The organism is Enterococcus sp. NBRC 3427 (assembly GCF_007996925.1).
Classification (GTDB): Bacteria; Bacillota; Bacilli; order Lactobacillales; family Enterococcaceae; genus Enterococcus_B; species Enterococcus_B lactis.
This window is the reverse complement of record NZ_BJLL01000003.1, coordinates 89,289-105,611: the sequence shown is the minus strand read 5'-3', so window position 1 is coordinate 105,611 and position 16,323 is coordinate 89,289. Positions and strand designations below refer to the sequence as shown.

Here is a 16,323-nt window from a genome sequence, read left to right as displayed (position 1 = left end):
AAACAAAAGTGTTCTTTACTTTTGCCCCACGCTCTTTTTAGTGAGATTCGTTGCATCGTTTGACCAAATTATTTTCCGACAGCAATTGGACTGTTCGGAATCGTGAACCCAGAAGCTGTCAATTCTTTGACATAGGAGCTCAAGAACTCTTCTTTTAAGGTATATTGTTTTCCGTTCAATGCGTAGCAGACCGTACGAATAGCAAAATTACTATTACCAAGATCCACTAAACCAAAGATGGAAGGTTCAGTTTGAAGCTCTTCTTGGTATTTTTCAGCTAATGTATGATTTACTCGATCAATGATCTCATAGATTTTGTCATATCCTTCTTCAGGAACGATCCGGATATCTAAAAGTACTTGCATATTTGCACGAGAGAGATTGCTGATCGTGGTGATGTTTCGATTCGGGATGAAATGGACAGTACCATCCGTTGCTTTCAGCTGAAGGGTACGGATACCAACAGATACGACGGTTCCTTCAATCGTTAAGTTTGCTAGCTTGATGTAGTCCCCAACATCCATCTGTTGTTCCATGATAATAAAAAATCCGGTAATAACATCACTCATGAACCCTTGGGCACCAAGACCGATTGCCACACCTGCAATTCCGGCACCAGCCAAAAGTGATCCGATCGGCACACCGATAGCAGATAAAATTGCATAGATAAAGAAGAAACCAAGGGTATAATGAAAAATAGTATTTAAAAGACTATGTAAAGTCTTTAAGCGGCTCTCGTTTAGAATGGCTTTTTTAGAATACTGATTAAAAGACTTATCAATCAGATATTTTCCCACACGGTGAAGAATCCAAAAAAGGATGATCAAAAAAACCAGATATAAACTTTTTTGGATAAAGGCAGCCAAAATGGCGTCCCAATCAATCCCGTCCCAAAACCGCTGAAACGCATTTACTTTGCTGACAGCTTGATCTGTCAATGTCTCGCCAGAAGAGTCTGTCGTACCGGCAGTTGCTAATAATGAAAACATAAAATCCTCTTTTCTAAAATTTGATTCTTTCTGTATTGTACCAAGAAGTTTTCAAAAAAGGAAATAGCAAAAATAGCTATAATGAAGGAAAAAAGCTGAAAATAAAATGACAAATAATATGGATAATGATAAAATGTGGAGAAAATAACGAAGGTGGTAAGTATATGCAAATCGATTGGAATAATTTAGGATTTTCTTATATCAAAACTCCTTGGCGTTTCATTGCCAAATGGAAAGACGGACAATGGGAAGAAGGGGAATTGACAGAAGATAATTACCTGACGATTCATGAAGGATCTCCAGCGCTTCATTATGGTCAGCAATGTTTTGAAGGTCTAAAAGCTTATCGTCGAAAAGATGGCAAGGTCAATCTCTTTCGACCTGATCAAAATAGTCGACGGATGAATCAAAGTGCTAGACGCTTGCTGATGCCGATGGTCCCTGAAAAAATGTTCGTTGATGCTGTTAAGCAAGTGGTAAAAGCAAATGAAGCTTTCGTGCCTCCGTATGGAACAGGCGCTACATTATACTTGCGTCCTTTACTGATTGGGGTCGGTGAAAACATTGGTGTCCATCCTGCTCCAGAATACTTATTTGTCGTCTTCTGTACGCCAGTAGGAGCGTATTTCAAAGGTGGGCTAAAACCAACGAACTTTATTGTATCTGATTACGATCGTGCTGCTCCTAAGGGAACAGGCGCAGCAAAAGTCGGCGGAAATTACGCAGCGAGTTTACTTCCAGGAACAGAAGCAAAAGAACTGGATTACTCAGATTGTGTTTATCTTGATCCAGCCACACACACGAAAATCGAAGAAGTAGGGGCAGCAAATTTCTTTGGGATTACGAAAGACGGAAAATTCATCACTCCACAATCGCCATCTATCTTACCAAGTATCACGAAATACTCTTTGCTGCAATTAGCCGAAGAGCGACTAGGACTTCAAGCAATAGAAGGAGATATTTTCATTGATGATCTAGATCAATTTGCAGAAGCTGGTGCATGTGGTACAGCGGCTGTTATTTCTCCGATCGGTGGGATCTACCACAATAACAATCTGCATGTATTTTATAGCGAAACGGAAGTAGGACCAGTAACAAAGCGGTTGTATGATGAATTGACAGGTATTCAATTCGGGGACATAGAAGCACCAGAAGGCTGGATTGAAGTCGTGGAGTAATTTCAAAGTAATAAGTTGAGAAAAACGTAAAAAAAGAAAAAATCAGGAAGAGACTTTAAAAAGTTTTTTCCTGATTTTTATATGTTTTACTTTAAAGAATGCAACAAACGGATTATGAAAGATGGACACCTTTGTCAACGTAGATAATATCACCGATGATTCCGCTGGAAAGAGGACTGATCAAGAAAGCACAAGCATTACCGACTTCTTCGATCGTTACACCTTGCTGATCAGGCGTGCGAGATTCAGATAACTGAATCAGTTTTTGATAGTCCTTAACCCCTGTGACAGCTAATGTTTTGATTGCTCCAGCTGAAATACCATTGACTCGGATGCCTTTAGGTGAAAACTCAGCTGCCAAATAACGGATAGCTGCTTCAAGAGAAGCTTTCGCGATACCCATCATGTTATAATTCGGGATTGCGCGCTCTGAACCTAGATAAGTCATGCTAACGATTCCGCTATTTGGTGCAAGAAACGGTTGTGCGTATTTTGATACAGCAATCAAAGAGTAGCTACTGATATCTTGAGCTAATTGATAGCCGTCTCTGGAAATATCAGACACATTTCCGGACAATTCTTCTTTGTTGGCGTAAGCAACTGCATGGACAAGGCCGTGGATCTCTCCAGCATATTCACCGATGGCATTCATTGCTTTTTCGATGCTTTCGTCGCTAGAAACATCACATTCTACAGTGAATGCTTCTTCGCCGACCAATTTGACTAATGATTTTTTCATTCGTTCATTTTGGTAAGTATAGATAATCTCTGCCCCTTGTTTCAACATTGCTTCAGCGCACCCCCAAGCAATGCTTTTTTTGTTAGCGACGCCCATGATGACGATTTTTTTTCCTTCTAGAAATGACATAATGACTCTCCTTTGTTTCTGATAAAAATTTGATAGTCGTAAAAAATAGAGAATAATAGCTAAAATAACTTCTTGATTTCTTAATTATTAGTCAAAATGTTTTGATTGTCAAACTATTTTTTCTTAAATTAAAAAAAGATTGCTAAATATTTAGGAATATGATACTTTGATAGTCAAAGTAATGAAAATGGCAATTGCCTGAAAGAAGGAGTTTAATTATGTCTTATGTATTATCTGCTACTGAAGTAATGGACTTGATCCCTAATCGTTATCCTATTTGTTATATTGATTATGTAGATACATTAGAACCAGGAAAAAAGATCGTTGCGACAAAAAATGTAACGATCAATGAAGATTTTTTCCAAGGTCACTTTCCTGACAATCCAGTGATGCCGGGTGCGTTGATTCTAGAAACACTGGCACAAGCAGGTTCGATCCTTATCCTAAAATCAGAAGAGTTCCTAGGAAAACGAGCTTATATCGGTGGAATCAATAAGGCCAAATTCCGTCAAAAAGTTGTTCCAGGAGATGTACTGAAATGTCATTTTGAAATCACCAAAATGAAGGGGTCAGTCGGTACAGCGTTATCTGCAGCATATGTAGATGATAAAAAAGTCTGTGAGTGTGAGTTCACGTTCATCGTCAACCAAAATGCTTGATCATAAAAAAGTTGTTATAGAAAAATAGAAGGATGCTTACTTGCTTTTTTATGTAAAAAGAAGACGTCTGAATCTAGCACATTTTGTCATATTTGCTAGATTCAGACGTTATTTTTATGTTCTGTTTATTTTGCTTCTTGCAGTATATTGATTTTATCAATTTTTACTTCTTCTTTTGGTTTGTCTGAACTATCTGTTTCGACATTTGCAATAGCATCCACGACATCCATTCCTTCAATCACTTGACCGAAGACAGTGTACTGACCATCAAGGGAAGGATAACCGCCGTTTTTATAAGCATCGATAATCGCTTGAGGGTAATCATCTTTTAAGAGACCATCATGCATGTCATCTGAATTTTGAACGATAAAGAACTGGCTGCCGTTACTGTTAGGATCTTGTGAGCGAGCCATAGATAACGCACCTCTTATATTGTAAAGGTGGTTGTTGATCTCTGTCTCAAATCCTTCTCCCCAAATGCTTTCGCCTCCAGTGCCATCGCCTTTAGGATCACCGCCTTGGATCATGAAATCTTTGATGACGCGGTGAAAAGTCAGACCATTATAGTAACCATCTTTTGCGTGTGTCATAAAGTTTTCAACTGCTTTAGGTGCATATTCAGGGAATAATTTGATTTTGATTGTGCCTTTATTTGTCACCATTTCGACCAAATCTTCATTTTCAGCTACATCTTTCGTCAATTGTGGCAATTCCAATGCATTCAAATCGACACTACTGGCAGTTGTACTTTCCGCAGTGGATGTATTTTTTGAACTTTCAGCCGATGTACTAGGAGAAGTCGTACTGTTTACGGAACAACCAGCAGCAAACAATAATGCTGCAGCTAAACTAATACTTAAAATAACTTTATTTTTCTTCATAACTATTCCTTTCCAATTTACTATTTTGTTATCTTTAATGATAACAAAATAGAGGAGAAATACCTACTTAAATTATTGGAATTTATCATTTATTTTAAAAGAAAAAGAAAAGGTGTAGACCATTTATCTTGTCTTTGCTATAATGTAAGTGGATACAAAAACGAAAAGATGCAGGAGGAAATGGCAATATGGGAAAATTAGGAATCTCGATTTATCCAGAACGATCAACATTTGAAAAGGACAAAGCGTACTTGGATTTAGCTCATAAGTATGGGTATAAACGGGTTTTTACCAGTTTACTGCAAATCAACGACGACAAAGAAAAAGTTCTTTCAGAATTTAAAGAAGTAGTTGATTATGCGAATAGCCTAGGCATGGAAGTAATGGTAGATATCAATCCAGCGTTATTTGAACAGTTGGAGATTTCTTACGATGACTTATCCTTTTTCCATAAGATGGGTGCCTATGGAGTTCGCTTGGATATCGGGTTCACCGGAGCAGAAGAAGCAAAAATGACGCGTAATCCTTTCGGTATCAAAATCGAGATCAATATGAGTTCGGGCACGAATTATGTTGACAACATTATGAGTTATTCGCCAAACACGGATAATTTATTAGGTTCTCATAATTTTTATCCTCATCGATATTCTGGTTTAGGCTACGACCATTTTGTTTTTTGTTCAGAAAAATTTAGAAAATATAATTTGAATACGATGGCGTTCGTCAATTCGCAATCCGCTGAGTTTGGCCCTTGGCCTACACAAGATGGCTTGTGCACATTAGAAGACCACCGAGACCTTGAGATTGCTACACAAGTGAAGCATTTGATCCTTACAGGGCTGATTGATGATATTTCTATTGGAAATGCGTATGCAAGCGAAGAAGAATTGAAAGAAATGGCAGAAGCTTTTAATGCAGATTATCCAACATTGAAAGTAGATACGGAAGAAGGGATTACAGAAAACGAACGAATCTGCTTGTTTGACAACCTCCACAGTTATCGAGGAGATCGCTCAGAGTATATCCTTCGTTCGACGATGACTCGTGTATATTATAAAGAGAAAGATTTTCCACCTCACAATACGCGAGATATGCATCATGGTGATGTGCTGATTGATAATGAAGGGTATGGTCAATATAAAGGAGAAACACAAATCGCCTTGAAGGATATGAAAAATGACGGACGGGTCAATGTTGTAGGAAGAATTTCTGATGACGAATTGTTCCTCCTTGACTTTTTGAAACCTTGGTCAAGCTTTAAATTAACTGAAAATAAAAAATAGATAATGAGTTGCTGCAGAAATAATCCGCTAGAAATAGCCAGTTATTTCTGCTTTTTTATTTTGTTTTTTTATAGGTTATAAAAATGAACATTGCATAGTAGAGATTCTTTGATTATACTAATTCAAGGTTAGATGAAAAAAGAGAAATGAGATGGATAATTTATGAAACTTTGGATGAAAATCCTTTTAGGCATTGCCCTAGTTCTAATCGTTGCGCTATTGTTTGCAGGGAATTATTTTTATAATTATGCTGTCGTACCGTCTGAGAAAGACTTTTTAGATGAAGATACGCCAGGTACAACACAGACATCCAAAGAAACGGATGCACATAAGTGGTTTAGTTCAAAAGAGAACCGAAGCAATTGGACGATTACTTCAAAAGACGGTCTGAAATTATCAGCGATTTATCTTCCTGCTGAAACGAAAAGTGACAAAACAGCTCTGGTTGCTCATGGCTACATGGGAGATGCTGAAACGATGACCAATTATGCAAAGATGTTCCATGATATGGGCTACAATGTCCTTGTTCCAGATGCAAGAGGGCATGGAAAAAGCGAAGGGGATTATATTGGATTTGGATGGCCAGAGCGCAAAGACTATGTGCAGTGGATCAACAAAGTGTTAGAAGAAAATGGAAACTCGCAAGAAATCGTTCTATATGGTGTCAGCATGGGGGCAGCAACTGTCATGATGACTAGCGGAGAAAAATTACCAAATAACGTAAAAGCAATTATTGAAGATTGCGGTTATTCTTCTGTCCATGATGAGCTTGCGTATCAGCTAGACGATATGTTTAGTCTTCCAGCATTTCCGCTTATGCAAGTAACGAGTCTAGTGACAAAAGTCCGTGCCGGCTACTTTTTCGGTGAGGCAAGTGCAGTGGATCAATTGAAGAAAAACCAGCGTCCAATGCTATTTATACATGGAGACGCAGACACATTTGTACCATTTGAAATGTTGGATAAGGTTTATCGTGCAACGAAGGGGCCAAAAGAAAAGTATGTTGTAAAAGGAGCCGAGCATGCGGAAGCATACAAGACAGATCCTGAAAAGTATCAGCAAGTAGTCCGACAATTTTTAAGCCAATATGTTCATTGAACTAGTTTAAATGCAAGAGGATAAAAAGAAACAAGCCTTTGACTGGACCCAGTCAAAGGCTTGTTTTATTGTTTGATTTATTAAATTACAAGTTAGCGAATTTTTCTAGTAAGCGAATCATTTGGCAAGTGAATCCGTACTCATTGTCATACCATGCAACAGTTTTGACAAGTTGGAAATCGCCAGCAGTTGTTACTTCTGTTTGGGTTGGATCAAAGATCGAACCTTGAGTTGTGCCAATGACATCGCTAGAAACGATTTGACGGTCATCATACCCAAATGAAGGATTGTCAACTGTGTGTTTTTTGATTGCTTCATTTACTTGATCAGCAGTTACTTTGGTTTTCAATACTGAAACTAATTCAGTTAATGAACCATCAACGACTGGAACACGTTGCGCATGTCCTTGTAATTTTCCTTGTAACTCAGGGATAACTAAGCCGATTGCTTTTGCAGCACCAGTAGAATGTGGAATAGTGTTGTCAGCAGCTGAACGAGCAGCGCGTAAATTACCGCCTCTTACTGGTCCGTCTAACAGCATTTGGGTTGAAGTGTAGGCATGGACTGTTGTCATTGTACCAACTTCGATCCCAAATTCATTATTCAAGAAATAAGCCATAGGTGCTAAACAGTTTGTTGTACATGAACCTGCTGAGATGATTCGGTCGTTTTCATCTAATGTATCATCATTGACGTTATAGACGATGGTTTTCATTGCACCAGCTGGGGCAGAAATAACTACTCGTTTGACACCAGCATCTAAATGCGCTTTCGCTTTTTCTTCAGATGTATAAAAACCAGTACATTCTAGTACGATATCTACACCGTTTTCTTTTACCCAAGGGATTTTGCTTGCGTCGGGTTCTGCATAAACACGCGTTGCTTCGCCATCCACTACGATTGAGTCTTCTGTTGCAGTAACTGTGCCAGGATAAGTACCGTGAGTAGAGTCAAATTGCAATAATTGTGCCAACATAGTTGGACTTGTTAAGTCGTTGATTGCTACTACTTCAATATCATCTGATACTTCTTTGATGCGGCGGAAAGCCAGACGGCCGATACGCCCAAATCCGTTAATACCTACTTTTACTGTCATATCAAAAGTTCCTCCTTTATTAGGGGTGCTATGAAACGGCATCCTCAATTAATACAATTAATACACTGTTATTCTGCTACGCAAAGCATATTTTGTCAAAAAATTATACTCGATAGCAGAAAAATGGTTGGAAACCTTACCAAATAATAAAAAAAGAAGAAGGCAATCAATCTTTTTGCTGAAATGATAGACAAAAACAGATTTCACCGATAAAATAAGGAAGACTTTTGTTTATTGTGGAAATTCAGGCAGTCAAATAAATAAATTGAATAATAGGAGGACTTAATTATGTCCATGTTTTTAGATCAAGTAACGATCGATGTGAAAGCTGGCAAGGGCGGAGACGGAATGGTTGCATTTCGTCGCGAAAAATACGTTCCTGACGGCGGACCGGCTGGTGGAGACGGTGGTCGTGGCGGTGATGTCATCTTGGTCGTCGATGAAGGTTTGCGTACATTGATGGACTTTCGTTTTAATCGCCATTTCAAAGCGCAGCCAGGTGAAAATGGAATGAGTAAAGGGATGCACGGCCGTGGTTCAGAAGATACCTATGTGAAAGTACCGCAAGGAACCACTGTCCGAGATGCAGAGACTGGTGCTCTTTTAGGAGACTTGATTGAAAATGGTCAAACACTAGTTGTGGCGAAAGGGGGACGTGGCGGACGAGGAAATATCCGGTTTGCCTCTCCTCGGAACCCTGCACCGGAAATTGCTGAAAACGGGGAACCAGGACAAGAACGAAAAATCGAACTAGAATTGAAAGTATTGGCAGACGTTGGGCTTGTAGGCTTTCCATCTGTTGGGAAATCGACTTTGCTATCTGTGATTTCATCTGCTCGTCCAAAGATCGGCGCTTATCATTTCACGACACTCGTCCCTAACTTGGGAATGGTTACTACAAGTGATGGCAGAAGTTTTGCCGCAGCAGACTTGCCAGGGTTGATTGAAGGAGCTTCGCAAGGTGTTGGACTAGGTACACAATTCCTTCGTCATATCGAAAGAACGCGAGTTATTTTACATGTGATCGATATGAGTGGGATGGAAGGACGAGATCCTTATGAAGACTATCTTGCCATCAACAAAGAATTATCTACTTACAACTTACGCTTGTTAGAGCGTCCGCAAATCATCGTGGCAAACAAAATGGATATGCCGGATGCACAGGAAAACTTAGTGAAATTCAAAGAACAGCTGAACAAGGAAAAAGAAGACGAATTCGCTGATGATATCCCGGTATTTCCAATTTCTGGAGTGACTCGACAAGGATTGGATGCGTTATTGAATGCTACAGCAGACCTGTTAGAAGTAACGCCAGAATTCCCATTGTACGAGGAAGAACTGGAAGAAGAAACTGTACACTATGGATTCAATCCAGAAGGTCCTGAGTTCCAAATCGATCGTGATTCAGATGCAACGTGGATCTTATCCGGTGAGAAGATCGAAAAATTATTCCAAATGACGAATTTCGATCATGATGAAACGGTAATGCGTTTTGCTCGTCAATTACGTGGTATGGGTGTGGATGAGGCACTTCGGGCACGTGGGGCGAAAGATGGCGACCTCGTCCGTATCGGTGAATTTGAATTTGAATTTGTCGAATAGGCAAACAAATAAAAACAAATACCAAAAAATATAGTTTCAAATCTAAGGGGAGTATGGCTGAGGCCATTCTCCTTTTTTATTAGGTAGAAAAGAGTGCTTTTCTTTTCTTATTTTACAATTAAAGGTAAAATAAATAACAAGAAGGTATGAAAGGGGCGTTTTCAATGAGCAAGCGAGTAATCATTTTAAATTTTCAAGTAGAAAGCCAAGCATATCAGGCATTTTCAGAAATCAAAAAACTCCATGCTGTTCGTTCGATCAAAGGAGAACAGATGGCCGTTGTCAGCCATGATCCCAATGGAACCCATCAATTCAAAATAGAAGATTTTATCGACTTTACTGGTAATAACAAATCTTCTACTGGTGGGTTGATTGGTATGTTGGTTGGCGTATTAGGTGGGCCGCTAGGGATTCTATTAGGATGGTTTGCCGGAGGGATGATTGGTGCGACACAAGATGCAAAAGAAATAAAAGATGCTCAGACTGTGTTCGACTTTGTAGGAAATAAAATCGGTGAAGGAGCTACAGGACTGATTTTGATTGCGGATGAAGAAGACAATCGTCCATTGAATCAATTAGTGATGATGGAATTAGGCGGAGAAATTACCCGTTTGGATTATGAAGATGTCGAAAAAGATGTGCACGATGCGAAAGAAGCCGAAAAGCAGGCGAAAGAAGCTGCCCAAAAGACTTGGGAGGACAAACATCTGCAATCTTCCGATGACAATGAGAGTTCCGAATCTTCAAATTAATAAAAACAGCAGAGAATCTCAAAAGGGTTCGCTGCTGTTTTTACAATGGAGTTTAAAGAAAACGTTATCACAGAAGAACATCGTTTTTATTTGAAGCCTTTATCGACTTACGGTTGATTATCCTATCTTTTTCCCCTAAAATTAAAGAGGAACTTAAAGAAAGTCAGGTAGATTATGGAATTACAATTTTTAGGAACAGGCGCAGGTGTTCCTGCAAAACATAGAAATGTGACAAGTATAGCATTGAAACTTTTAGACGAACGTAATGAAGTTTGGTTATTCGACTGTGGTGAAGGCACGCAAATGCAGATTTTGCGAACGACTATCCGTCCGAGAAAAATCGGAAAAATTTTCATTACACATTTACACGGCGATCATATTTTCGGGCTTCCTGGACTCATCAGCAGCCGTTCATTTCAAGGTGGGGATACGCCATTAGAGATTTACGGGCCAAAAGGGATAGAGGAATACATAAAAGTCTCTTTAGGCATTTCGCAAACACGGTTAAGTTATCCGCTGAAATTCATCGAGTTAAATGAAACAGACCCGATTTTTACTGATCAGCAATTTTCTGTTTATGCAAAAAAACTAAATCATGGAATCGACAGTTTCGGTTATCGTGTGGTTGAACATGATCATAAAGGAGAATTGCAGGTGGATCGTCTGAAAGAATTAGGCATTCCCGCTGGACCACTGTACGGCAAGCTGAAGCAAGGGGAAATGATCCAACTAGAAGATGGTCGGACGATCAATGGAAAAGATTTCGTAGGCCCAAATAAAAAAGGGCGGATCGTGACTATTTTAGGCGACACGAGAAAAACACATAATTCTGTTGTGCTTGCGGAGAACAGTGATATTTTGGTACATGAAAGCACATTTAATAAAGATGAAGCAAGAATGGCGCATAACTATTTCCATTCCACGACTCATCAAGCTGCTGAAGTTGCAAAAGAAGCGCAGGCAAAACGGTTGTTGCTTACTCATATCAGTGCAAGATATTTAGGGAAAGCAGCTCTAGAGCTTGAAAAAGAAGCAAAAGAAGTGTTTGAAAACACGACGATTATGAAAGATTTTGATAGCATTGAGATACCATTTCGTGAGGAGGATGAGGCATGAATTTAGAAGATAAAGTTGTTTTAGTAACAGGTAGTTCAGGTGGTCTAGGCGCGCAAATCTGTTATGAAGCAGCAAAGCAAGGAGCAATCGTTATAAGTTGCGCACGAAGAATGGCATTTGTAGAAGGTGTCAGAGACGAGTGCAGACGCTTGAGCGGCAAAGAGGCTTATGCTTTCAAAGTAGACGTCAGCGATCCTTATAGTGTGGATGAACTATATGAAAAAGTAATGGAAGAAGTTGGACGTGTCGATATTCTGGTAAACAATGCTGGTTTTGGTATTTTCGAGGACTTCCTTACATTCGATCTTGGAAAAGCATACGATATGTTTGAAGTCAATATCTTAGGAATGATGGTTTTGACACAAAAATTTGCGATCGATATGGCAGAAAGAAGACAGGGACATATTATTAATATCGCCTCAATGGCTGGGAAAATGGCAACTGCAAAATCAACGGTTTATTCTGCCACGAAATTTGCGGTCCTTGGCTTCTCCAACGCTTTGCGATTAGAATTGAAACCACTTGGTGTAGCTGTTACGACAGTAAATCCAGGTCCAATCGAGACAGATTTCTTTGACAAGGCTGATCCAAGCGGAAGCTATTTGGAAAAAGTCGGGCAAATCGTTTTAGAACCCACTAAGTTGGCAAAAATGATCGTCCGCAATATGAGACATCCAAAACGGGAAATCAATCAACCGTTTATTTTAGAAGTTGCATCAAAATTTTATACGCTGTTTCCAACGATTGGTGATTATTTAGCCAGCGGAATTTTTAACAAAAAGTAGGTGGAGGAATTGAAAAAGCAAAGCAATGTGATTCTTGGATTTATCTTAGTTTTGATTATTGTTCTTTTTGCTGTATTGAACAATAAAAATGTCCCTGTAAGTTTTGGCTTCACTTCCTTTTCTGCACCGTTGATCTTAGTGATTATCGGTTCTGCGCTGATTGGTGCACTGATTGTATTCTTGACTGCTTCGGCAACACTATGGCAGCAAAAAAAGCAAATCAAGCAGCTGACTCAGGAAATATCAGAATACCAAACAGATCTGCAAAAGAAAATTGAAGAAGCAAAAGAAGAACAGCAACGCGAGTTTAGAAACGAACGCGCGGAGTTAGAAGCTGCTTATCAGGCGGAATTACAAGCGAAAACAGCACAAATCAGTCAATTGAAAGCACCGGAAGAACAAAAAACGCAAGCGCCAAAACAAAGCTTCAATTATTTTGACTAATAGGGATATTTCATAAATGGTCGTATAAAAGATCGGGTCCTGCTGAACATCAGTCTAGCGGATCTGATCTATTTTTATTCTTTCTTTCTGCTTTTTTTTGCTGATTTCCTTTGCTATAATAACTAAGTTAGGAGTGAGAAAGTGAGACAAGCAAATTTTGATTGGAAGTTAAGCGAGACAGAGCCTTCTGAATCCTTTCTCCAAATGATTCGTGAACTGAAATTATCTCCATTTGTCGGTAAGTTACTGTGGCAAAGAGGTTACCATGAGGAAGAGGATATCAACCGATTTTTACATCCAAAGGAACAAGAACTACATGATCCGTATCTGATGCACGATATGGATAAAGCAATCAGTCGAATACAAGAAGCTGTAATCAGTGGAGAAAAAATCCTTGTTTACGGTGATTATGATGCAGACGGAATCACCAGTGCAACGGTAATGAAAGAAACACTGGAATTACTTGGCGCAGAAGTAGAAGTATTTTTGCCAAATCGATTTGAGCATGGGTATGGACCAAACCAATCGGTATACCAAGAAAAGATCGAAGAAGGCATCCAGCTGATCATCACTGTTGATAACGGGGTAGCAGGAAATGATGCGGTAGCATATGCTCAGCAAGCTGGTGTAGACGTGATCATTACAGACCATCACGAGCTACCTGAGAAATTACCAGACGCCTATGCGATTGTTCATCCTCGTCATCCAGCGGGGCAATATCCATTTCCAGATCTGGCAGGAGTCGGAGTAGCATTCAAAGTAGCTTCTGCATTGTTGGAAGAACCACCTGCAGAATTTTTGGATTTAGTAGCGATAGGAACGATCGCCGATTTAGTTTCATTGACTGATGAGAATCGAATCCTTGTTTCATTAGGAATCGATGCCATCCATCATTCAGAACGGATAGGACTTCAGGCGCTGTTTGAAGAAAGTGGCGTAAAAATGAGAGATGCAGACGAAACAACGATCGGCTTTTCGATTGCGCCCAGACTAAATGCCATTGGTCGGATGGGTGACCCGCGACCTGCCGTTTCATTGCTTGCAACGTTTGACGAAGAAGAGGCCTCCATTCAAGCAAAAAAATTGAATGAAATCAATGAAGAAAGAAAAGCAATCGTAGAGCAGATAACAGAAGAAGCATTAGCAATGGTCAATAAGGAGAATCATATCCATCTATTGGTAAACCGAGGATGGCATGAAGGCGTTTTGGGTATTGTTGCTGGAAAAATAATGAACGAAACTGGTAAACCAACGCTTGTTCTTACTTTAAAAGAAGACGGATCAGCTAAAGGATCTGGACGTAGTGTTGAAGCCTTGAACCTTTTTGAAATGCTTGACCAGATGCGGGATTTATTCACTTACTTCGGGGGACATCATGCAGCAGTCGGGTTAACGATGCCAAGTGAAAATGTCACAATACTACAGGAGAAGATGAACCAATATATAGTCGATCGTCAAATCGATTTGACAAGAGGACCTGAATTAAGAATTGATGAAGTGCTATTTCCGGATGAAGTAACAGTAGAGCGTATTGATGAACTAAAATTATTAGCGCCATTTGGTACAGATAATCCTTTACCTCAATTTTTATTTCGGCAAGTCCAAGCAGCGAATGTCAAAAGAATCGGAGCAAATCAACAGCATCTGAAATTTGTCCTTTCCGATGAATCTAGTCAGCTTGATGCGGTCGCTTTTGGTTTTGGAACTCAAGAAGAAGAACTGCTGAATAATCTAGTAGATGTAGTAGGAAAGCTTTCGATCAATGAATGGAATGGACGTAAGAAACCGCAATTGATGGTATCTGATTTTGCAGTAGGGGGTCTGCAGGTATTTGATTGGCGGGCAAAACGTTTCCGTGAACAGAGCCGAATATCTGAAGACAGTCTTTATTTAGCTTTTGATTCTTCGACGTTAAAATTCGTACCGGAGAGCATCCAAGAAACGGCGATTGTTTTCGAAGGAATGGATTCTATACAGGCGGTAATTGAAAAAAGAAAACCGAAATCTCTGGTTATTATGGATTGTCCAGATGATTTAGCAGAGCTGAAAGAAGTCTTTCGGTCTTATTCATTCAATCGTGTTTATCTGATGGGGATTTCACCTGATGAGGCTTATTTGAATGGGGTAGGCACAAGAGAACAGTACGCAAAATTGTTTAAATTGATCCATTCTCAAGAACGAATAGATATACGTCATAAAATAAAAGCAGTAGCTCAATATTTGCGTATCCCTGAAAAATTATTAATTTTTATGATACAGGTGTTTTTTGAATTGAAATTTGTTACAATAGAGAACGGTGTTTTACAAAAAGTCGCCAGCCCAGAAAGTCATCCTTTGACTGAGAGCAAATTATACCAGCGGCGGCTAAATAAAATCAAAGTTGAGGAATTTTTGCTTTTGAGCGATATTCCTACCATAAAGAAATGGTTAACAACCTAGGAGGAAACAAAGAGTGGATTTAAAAGATTATATTGCCAGTATTCCCGACTATCCGTCAAAAGGAATTGTGTTCCGAGATATTTCCCCGCTGATGGCAGATGGTGACGCTTATCGGGAAGCTACGAAGCAAATCGTAAATTATGCAAAAGAAAAACGAATTGATATGGTAGTTGGACCAGAAGCACGTGGGTTCATCGTAGGATGTCCTGTTGCTTATGAGTTAGGAGTTGGTTTTGCACCAGTCCGCAAAAAAGGGAAATTACCTCGAGAAACCATCGAAGTGACTTATGGATTAGAATATGGAACAGATACATTGACATTGCATAAGGATGCCATTAAACCAGGTCAGCGTGTGCTGATTTGTGACGATTTGCTGGCTACAGGTGGAACGATCAAAGCGACAATCGAACTGATCGAACAATTAGGTGGTGTAGTCGTAGGCTGCGCATTTTTAATCGAATTGATGGATCTCCATGGACGTGACAAAATCAAAGGATACGACATTATTACATTAATGGAATATTAAGCAGAAAAAGCGATTTATAATTTATAAAGAAGCGATTTTGAAGCGACCCTCAAAAGTCAGATAGGCACTCTGACGCTTGAGGGTCGCTATTTTTATAAATGGAACCAGTCAAAGTCCGGTAAAGGTTCGAAAAAAAGGATGTGACCGATTTTTGTCACACCCTCGTAAAAGTTTAACTTTTTGTCTTTTAAACAATTAGCAGTCAATCCTCATTATGATTGCCTGGATCTGTAGTAGGGTTCATGATAGAAATGATCTTCATGAATTCTGCGCCGCTCAGATTGACGGTACTTCTTTTCATCCCACAACATGAACCACAAAGTAAATAACGGAACAAACACAAGTAAAGCTGGACGTATGCCGAAATTACCAATAATAATACCTAAAAACAAAACAGTTAATACTAAGCCAAGACGTCTCATTGATTTCATGAATTCTCACCTCGTTAATTTATGCGAACAATTGTTCGTATATTTAGTATACGAATATTTGTTCGGTTTGTAAAGAGGGAAGTGATAAAAATTTGAAAGAAGAAGAACTTGGGCGAAAAAAGAGTTTGAGACAATGGTCTCAAACTCGGTTTTAAAAAATTTTCTTTTTTAGTACT

General features: G+C 39.3%; 16 protein-coding genes. 11 read left to right on the top strand and 5 right to left on the bottom strand.

Features of this window, described 5'->3' with window-relative positions; translation table 11 throughout:
• Positions 1–68: 68 nt before the first annotated feature.
• Positions 69–989, bottom strand: a complete 921-nt coding sequence (locus tag ESP02_RS01555) for a mechanosensitive ion channel family protein (RefSeq protein ID WP_038398886.1) — start codon at positions 987–989, stop codon at positions 69–71.
• A 125-nt stretch (positions 990–1,114) separates the two neighbouring features.
• Between ESP02_RS01555 and ESP02_RS01550 the strand changes: the two genes are divergently transcribed.
• Entirely contained in the window at positions 1,115–2,167 is a 1,053-nt protein-coding gene (locus ESP02_RS01550; RefSeq protein WP_073994710.1) for a branched-chain amino acid aminotransferase, read from the top strand.
• A gap of 112 nt (positions 2,168–2,279) precedes the next feature.
• Here the strand turns inward: ESP02_RS01550 and fabI are convergent, their stop codons facing one another.
• The gene (gene fabI / locus ESP02_RS01545; RefSeq protein WP_002295795.1) at positions 2,280–3,035 is read right to left on the bottom strand and encodes an enoyl-ACP reductase FabI; all 756 of its coding nucleotides are present in this window, start codon (positions 3,033–3,035) and stop codon (positions 2,280–2,282) included.
• 218 nt (positions 3,036–3,253) lie between these two features.
• Here fabI and fabZ point away from each other — a divergent pair, with 218 nt between their 5' ends.
• Positions 3,254–3,694: a 3-hydroxyacyl-ACP dehydratase FabZ gene (gene fabZ / locus ESP02_RS01540; protein WP_002309395.1), complete on the top strand. Its 441-nt coding sequence runs from the start codon at positions 3,254–3,256 to the stop codon at positions 3,692–3,694.
• A gap of 125 nt (positions 3,695–3,819) precedes the next feature.
• On the opposite strand, the gene ESP02_RS01535 is transcribed toward fabZ, so the two are convergent.
• A complete protein-coding gene (locus ESP02_RS01535) occupies positions 3,820–4,575 on the bottom strand; it encodes a peptidylprolyl isomerase (RefSeq protein ID WP_038398889.1) in 756 nt (251 codons plus the stop codon).
• Positions 4,576–4,763: 188 nt separating this feature from the next.
• On the opposite strand from ESP02_RS01535, the gene ESP02_RS01530 reads away from it, so the two are divergent.
• A complete protein-coding gene (locus ESP02_RS01530) occupies positions 4,764–5,858 on the top strand; it encodes a DUF871 domain-containing protein (RefSeq protein WP_010732676.1) in 1,095 nt (364 codons plus the stop codon).
• A gap of 162 nt (positions 5,859–6,020) precedes the next feature.
• Positions 6,021–6,956, top strand: coding sequence for an alpha/beta hydrolase (locus tag ESP02_RS01525; protein ID WP_038398891.1), 936 nt, complete (start codon positions 6,021–6,023; stop codon positions 6,954–6,956).
• Positions 6,957–7,041: 85 nt separating this feature from the next.
• Here ESP02_RS01525 and gap read toward each other — a convergent pair whose 3' ends face one another.
• A complete protein-coding gene (gap, locus tag ESP02_RS01520) occupies positions 7,042–8,052 on the bottom strand; it encodes a type I glyceraldehyde-3-phosphate dehydrogenase (protein WP_002309387.1) in 1,011 nt (336 codons plus the stop codon).
• Between the two features lie 288 nt (positions 8,053–8,340).
• On the opposite strand from gap, the gene obgE reads away from it, so the two are divergent.
• The 7 genes from obgE (at position 8,341) to ESP02_RS01485 (ending at position 15,716) form a co-directional block, all read left to right on the top strand.
• Positions 8,341–9,654 (top strand): GTPase ObgE, encoded by a 1,314-nt coding sequence (gene obgE, locus ESP02_RS01515; protein ID WP_002309385.1) that lies wholly within the window; start codon positions 8,341–8,343, stop codon positions 9,652–9,654.
• 164 nt (positions 9,655–9,818) lie between these two features.
• Entirely contained in the window at positions 9,819–10,406 is a 588-nt protein-coding gene (locus ESP02_RS01510; protein WP_010732673.1) for a hypothetical protein, read from the top strand.
• Positions 10,407–10,580: 174 nt separating this feature from the next.
• A complete protein-coding gene (rnz, locus tag ESP02_RS01505) occupies positions 10,581–11,522 on the top strand; it encodes a ribonuclease Z (RefSeq protein ID WP_038398893.1) in 942 nt (313 codons plus the stop codon).
• Positions 11,519–12,307 carry an SDR family oxidoreductase gene (locus tag ESP02_RS01500; protein WP_002329154.1) on the top strand — a complete coding sequence of 263 codons (789 nt, stop codon included), beginning with the start codon at positions 11,519–11,521 and terminating at the stop codon, positions 12,305–12,307. Before rnz ends, ESP02_RS01500 begins: the two co-directional genes overlap by 4 nt.
• The gene (locus ESP02_RS01495; RefSeq protein WP_002390566.1) at positions 12,308–12,751 is read left to right on the top strand and encodes a lipopolysaccharide assembly LapA domain-containing protein; all 444 of its coding nucleotides are present in this window, start codon (positions 12,308–12,310) and stop codon (positions 12,749–12,751) included.
• Between the two features lie 141 nt (positions 12,752–12,892).
• Positions 12,893–15,190, top strand: coding sequence for a single-stranded-DNA-specific exonuclease RecJ (gene recJ / locus ESP02_RS01490; RefSeq protein WP_038398895.1), 2,298 nt, complete (start codon positions 12,893–12,895; stop codon positions 15,188–15,190).
• 13 nt (positions 15,191–15,203) lie between these two features.
• A complete protein-coding gene (locus ESP02_RS01485) occupies positions 15,204–15,716 on the top strand; it encodes an adenine phosphoribosyltransferase (RefSeq protein WP_002295813.1) in 513 nt (170 codons plus the stop codon).
• 212 nt (positions 15,717–15,928) lie between these two features.
• On the opposite strand, the gene ESP02_RS01480 is transcribed toward ESP02_RS01485, so the two are convergent.
• Positions 15,929–16,147 carry a hypothetical protein gene (locus ESP02_RS01480; RefSeq protein ID WP_002297436.1) on the bottom strand — a complete coding sequence of 73 codons (219 nt, stop codon included), beginning with the start codon at positions 16,145–16,147 and terminating at the stop codon, positions 15,929–15,931.
• Between the last annotated feature and the right edge of the window lie 176 nt (positions 16,148–16,323).

Coding starts and splice junctions, on each gene's coding strand:
- ESP02_RS01535 (WP_038398889.1), bottom strand. CDS start 4,575: ATGAAGAAAAATAAAGTTATTTTAAGTATTAGTTTAGCTGCAGCATTA.
- ESP02_RS01525 (WP_038398891.1), top strand. CDS start 6,021: ATGAAACTTTGGATGAAAATCCTTTTAGGCATTGCCCTAGTTCTAATC.
- ESP02_RS01510 (WP_010732673.1), top strand. CDS start 9,819: ATGAGCAAGCGAGTAATCATTTTAAATTTTCAAGTAGAAAGCCAAGCA.
- ESP02_RS01500 (WP_002329154.1), top strand. CDS start 11,519: ATGAATTTAGAAGATAAAGTTGTTTTAGTAACAGGTAGTTCAGGTGGT.
- fabI (WP_002295795.1), bottom strand. CDS start 3,035: ATGTCATTTCTAGAAGGAAAAAAAATCGTCATCATGGGCGTCGCTAAC.
- fabZ (WP_002309395.1), top strand. CDS start 3,254: ATGTCTTATGTATTATCTGCTACTGAAGTAATGGACTTGATCCCTAAT.
- ESP02_RS01555 (WP_038398886.1), bottom strand. CDS start 989: ATGTTTTCATTATTAGCAACTGCCGGTACGACAGACTCTTCTGGCGAG.
- ESP02_RS01530 (WP_010732676.1), top strand. CDS start 4,764: ATGGGAAAATTAGGAATCTCGATTTATCCAGAACGATCAACATTTGAA.
- rnz (WP_038398893.1), top strand. CDS start 10,581: ATGGAATTACAATTTTTAGGAACAGGCGCAGGTGTTCCTGCAAAACAT.
- gap (WP_002309387.1), bottom strand. CDS start 8,052: ATGACAGTAAAAGTAGGTATTAACGGATTTGGGCGTATCGGCCGTCTG.
- ESP02_RS01550 (WP_073994710.1), top strand. CDS start 1,115: ATGATAAAATGTGGAGAAAATAACGAAGGTGGTAAGTATATGCAAATC.
- obgE (WP_002309385.1), top strand. CDS start 8,341: ATGTCCATGTTTTTAGATCAAGTAACGATCGATGTGAAAGCTGGCAAG.
- ESP02_RS01480 (WP_002297436.1), bottom strand. CDS start 16,147: ATGAAATCAATGAGACGTCTTGGCTTAGTATTAACTGTTTTGTTTTTA.